At 63.4% G+C, this 4,205-nt stretch carries 5 protein-coding genes; 1 reads left to right on the top strand and 4 read right to left on the bottom strand.

All coding sequences use genetic code 11. The annotated features are described in order from the left end of the window. The 4 genes from WEB06_04620 to WEB06_04605 form a co-directional block, all read right to left on the bottom strand. A partial coding sequence (locus WEB06_04620; GenBank protein ID MEX2554897.1) for an ATP-binding cassette domain-containing protein occupies positions 1 to 420 on the bottom strand: 420 nt, incomplete at its 3' end. Between the two features lie 139 nt (positions 421 to 559). Further along, positions 560 to 1,468 carry a phosphate ABC transporter permease PstA gene (pstA, locus tag WEB06_04615; GenBank protein ID MEX2554896.1) on the bottom strand — a complete coding sequence of 303 codons (909 nt, stop codon included), beginning with the start codon at positions 1,466 to 1,468 and terminating at the stop codon, positions 560 to 562. Beyond that, a complete protein-coding gene (gene pstC / locus WEB06_04610) occupies positions 1,465 to 2,286 on the bottom strand; it encodes a phosphate ABC transporter permease subunit PstC (protein ID MEX2554895.1) in 822 nt (273 codons plus the stop codon). The genes pstA and pstC overlap by 4 nt, the downstream gene beginning before the upstream one ends. Before the next feature lie 104 nt (positions 2,287 to 2,390). Beyond that, positions 2,391 to 3,338: a PstS family phosphate ABC transporter substrate-binding protein gene (locus WEB06_04605; protein ID MEX2554894.1), complete on the bottom strand. Its 948-nt coding sequence runs from the start codon at positions 3,336 to 3,338 to the stop codon at positions 2,391 to 2,393. Between the two features lie 273 nt (positions 3,339 to 3,611). Between WEB06_04605 and WEB06_04600 the strand changes: the two genes are divergently transcribed. Then, complete coding sequence (locus tag WEB06_04600; GenBank protein ID MEX2554893.1) at positions 3,612 to 4,064, top strand: alkaline phosphatase PhoX; 453 nt, start codon at positions 3,612 to 3,614, stop codon at positions 4,062 to 4,064. Positions 4,065 to 4,205 lie beyond the last annotated feature (141 nt).

Raw genomic sequence — 4,205 nt, 5'->3', positions numbered from 1 at the left:
CACGTTGTCGAAGATCGACTTCGGGAATGGATTGGGCTTCTGGAACACCATGCCGATTCGCCGACGCACTTGAACCGGATCCACTGCAGGACCGTAGAGATCCTGTCCGTGATAGAGCACCTTTCCCCCCACGCGGGCTGATGGGATCAGGTCGTTCATCCTGTTGAACGTGCGGATCAGCGTGCTCTTGCCGCAGCCGGACGGCCCGATGATGGCGGTGATCTGATTGGCCGGGACGTCCATGGTCACCCCACGCACCGCATCCATGCCGTCGTAGGCAACCGAAACCTGTTCCAGCCGGAAGACAACCTCCCGGCCCTCGGGGACGTTCTGCTCGGCCTGACTGCCGACCTCGATATGCACGCCGAAGATACTGCCAGGTTCGGCGTCTTCCTTCATCGTTGCCTCGGTTGTGGCCACCCCTACGGTCTCCTTCCTCCCCTCGGCTTCGGTCCGTCTCATCCCGCACGCCTGTGCCCGATGGGGATGCGGTACTGAGTGAGGCTCGCGCAGCAAGTGCTCGGCTCACCCACCACTCCCCCTCGAAGCATGACCCTGATCAGTAACGTCGCTTTTGGAACCGGTTGCGAACCAGGATCGCGGTGGTGTTCAGCGCGAGGAGCACGACCAGGAGCAGGATGATCCCAGCAGCAGCGACAACGTGGAACTCGGCCTTGGCGTCGGACGCGTACTTGAAGATCAGCAGAGGAAGGACTGTGTAGCCGCTGTCGAGTCCCGTCGGATTGAAGGTGACGAAGGTGAGGGCTCCCAAGAGCAGCAACGGAGCCGACTCGCCCAGGGCTCGTGAGACGGAAAGGATGCTCCCGGTCGCGATCCCCGGGACGGCGGCCGGCAAGACCTGCCGCCAGATCGTCTGCCATTGCGTGGCGCCGAGTGCGAGCGAGCCGTCTCGAAGGGTCGGTGGGACGGCCCGGATCGCTTCACGAGAAGCGATGATGACCATCGGCAGGACCAAGATCGTGAGCACCATGGCCCCGGTGCCTACGGTGAAGCCCCAGGACAGTGGCCCCCGCGCGATGAAAGCCAGCCCGAGGATGCCGAAGACCACCGACGGCACCCCCGCGAGATTCTGGATGTTGAGCTCGATCAAACGGACGTACCACTTGTTGCGGGGAGCGAACTCCTCGAGGTAGACGGCGGTACCGACCCCAAGGGGCAGTGACAACGCGGCGGTGATTCCCACGCACCATAACGACCCGAAGATGGCCGACTGAAGGCCGGCTCGAGTTGGGCGGGCGGACGGCATATTCCGCACCAGATCAGCGTTCAGCCGAGGCCGTCCGGTCAAGAATGCGTCGATCAGAAGCGTGAACAGCGTCGCGAGTGCGACGCCTACGCTGAGGATGATGAGCACCCGGAAGACACCGTCGCGCAAACGACGGCCGGAGCCTATCCCGGCTTGGAGCGATCGGGACCCTTCATCGGCCGTGATGTCGACGGTGGTCATTCGTATGCCTGCCTGAATCGACGTACGATCCGCACGCTCATCATGTTGAGCAGGAAAGTGATCACGAATAGCAACAGTCCCACAGCGAAGATGGTCTTGTACCCCGTCGATCCGGTGGGTAGATCCCCGATCCCAGCAAAGCCGATGAACGATGCCATCGACTGGACGCCTTGCCCCGGGTCTGCCGTGAACCTGGGGTTGCTGCCAGAGGCCATGAGCACGATCGTCGTCTCTCCTATCGCACGCGAAAGCGCCAGGACGACGGCCGCTACGATCCCCGAAAGAGCGGCAGGGAATATGACCCTGGTGCTGACCTCGCGTCTGGTGGCGCCGAGCGCAAACGCGCCGTCTCGGAGTGAGGTCGGAACCGCCGTCATGGCGTCCTCGGCTAACGACGCCATGACGGGCAGGATCGCGATGCCGACCACGAGCCCGGCGGAGAGCGCCGAAAAGGTCCCGACGCTTCCGAAGGGCCAGAACCGCTGAACGATCTCAGGGGTGACGAAATAGAGGGCGAAGAAGCCCAAGACGACGGTCGGTATCCCGGCCAGGATCTCAAGGACCGGTTTGACTATTCCGCGTACTCGGGGCGAGGCGTACTGGCTGAGATAGATGGCCGCTCCGAGACCGAATGGAACGGCCACGAGCACGGCGATCACCATGATGAGAAGCGTGCCGGTTATCAAGGGCCACACGCCGAACCGCGCGGGGACGAAAAGCGGTGCCCACGTGGTTCCGCTGAAGAACTCACCGATCGGGATCTCGCGAAAGAACTCGATGGCCGGCCGAAGCAGGGACAGCGCGATGGCGATTGTCACCAGAACCGAAACCAGCGCCACCGAGGACAGGGACCATCGAACGACCCGCTCGATCCTCCGCCTCCGACGGAGGTGGGCGGAGGGAAGCAACGGGTTGGAGATCATCAAACCGCTGAGATCCTATCCAGATCCGCTCGCGCCTTCGTGACCTGCTCGGCCGTGAGGGGGACGAATAGGGCCTCCTCTGTTATGGCCTCCTGGTTGTCGAAGTAGTACTTGGCGAATGCCTTGACCTCGGGGCGTTTGGCGGCATCTGCCTTCGTGTAGATGAACAGGGCGCGGCCAAGGGGCTTGTACGTCCCGTTCTGCACGGTCTCGGTGTTCGCCGCGACGCAGCCGTCTCCGCCGTCGATCTCGACGCCTTTGATCTTGCCTGGATTCTCGAGGAGATACGACAGGCCGAAGTAGCCCATGGCACCCTTGTCTCCGCCCACACCGGTCACCGTGACGTTGTCGTCCTCGGTGGGGTTGTAGTCGGTTCGTGTCGCGCCTTCTTCACCGTTGATCGCATCCGTGAAGTAATCGAATGTCCCAGAATCCGACCCGGCCCCGTAGAGAGTCAACTTCTGATCGGGGAAGGACGGATCGATCTGGTTCCAGTTGTTGACTTTGCTTCCCGGCTCCCAGACTTTATTGAGCTGCTCCACGGTGAGGCACTTCGCCCAGGTGTTCTCTGGGTGAACCACCACGGAAAGGCCGTCGTTGGCGACGATCAGCTCCAGCGGCTCGATCGCTTTCGCCTTGCAGAGCGCCACTTCGTCGTCCTTGATCGCTCGGGACGCCATCGAGAAGTCCGTCTCTCCGTTGCAGAACTTCTCAAAGCCGCCGCCGGTGCCGGAGGTGCCAACCGGTACCTGCACACCAGGATTCGCTGTCTCGAAGTCCTCGGCCGCAAGCGCGATGAGCGGTGTGACGGTACTGGAACCATCGATTCGGATCTGGCCGGTGAGGCCGCTCCCACCAGGGGCATCATCTCCACCGCAGGCGGCCGCCACCACAGCGAGGGCAAAGAGCGCCCCTACGAGCTTCCACGACTGACTTCTGTGCCTCATCCTGTCTCCCCCCTATTCCTTCGCTTCGCCGGAAGGGCCGTCCGGGCCGCGGAGCGGGCCGCCGGGGACAGGCCGGCGGCCCCGAGCGGGTCCGCGGGTGTGGGGATCTGTCCGACGGAGTGGTCGTCCATCCGAGGAGAACATAAAGGGCGCTCATGAACGGTCTTCATGGCGAAGGTGAACGAGAGATGAACGTTGTGGGAAGTTCGCTTGCCATTGTGCGATCCGACGGGTGGCGGGGTGCGCTCTGAGAGTTAACCCAACCCTCACTCGATCGACGACATCGGTTCCATCCCGTACAAGGAAATGGGACGGTTCTCGCACGAGGCGCTCGTCGTGGACCCCGGAACGGGCTTCGTCTACGAGACCGAGGACAACGGCCCTTCAGGCTTCTATCGCTTCATACCGAGGCGTCGCGGCGACCTCGCACTCGGCGGGAAGCTCCAGATGCTCAAGGCGAAAGGTGCACCGAACTACGACACGAGTACCGGCCAGACGGTCGGTGAGGCCCTTCCGACCGAGTGGGTTGCCATGCTGTCGTTCCCGGACAACATCACGTTCAGGCCGCGAGGTGGTCTGCTCCTGCGAGGACTCGCCGAACGACGAGCAGTTCTTGCGAGGCCTGACCGTCGACGGCGAGATCTTCGACTTCGCATCGAACCTTCTCGACAGCAAAGGAGTGGGCCGGCGCGTGTTTCAGCCCGGACGGGCGCTACCTGTTCGTGAACAACCAGGGCGAGACGCGAACGGTCGCGAACCCGGTTCTCGCCCGCACGTACGCGATCTGGGGCCCCTGGCAGAACGGCGCGCTGTAAGGCACCCGCGCCTGAGGAGCGGGGGGGGGGGGGGGGGGGGGGGGGGGGGGGG

The organism is Actinomycetota bacterium, from assembly GCA_040905475.1.
In the GTDB taxonomy this organism is placed as follows: domain Bacteria; phylum Actinomycetota; class AC-67; order AC-67; family AC-67; genus DATFGK01.
This window is presented reverse-complemented; position numbering and strand designations above follow the sequence as displayed.

What these genes read in the sequence shown, in the direction of transcription:
- pstA (MEX2554896.1), bottom strand. Translation starts at nt 1,468, where the DNA reads ATGACCACCGTCGACATCACGGCCGATGAAGGGTCCCGATCGCTCCAA.
- WEB06_04605 (MEX2554894.1), bottom strand. Translation starts at nt 3,338, where the DNA reads ATGAGGCACAGAAGTCAGTCGTGGAAGCTCGTAGGGGCGCTCTTTGCC.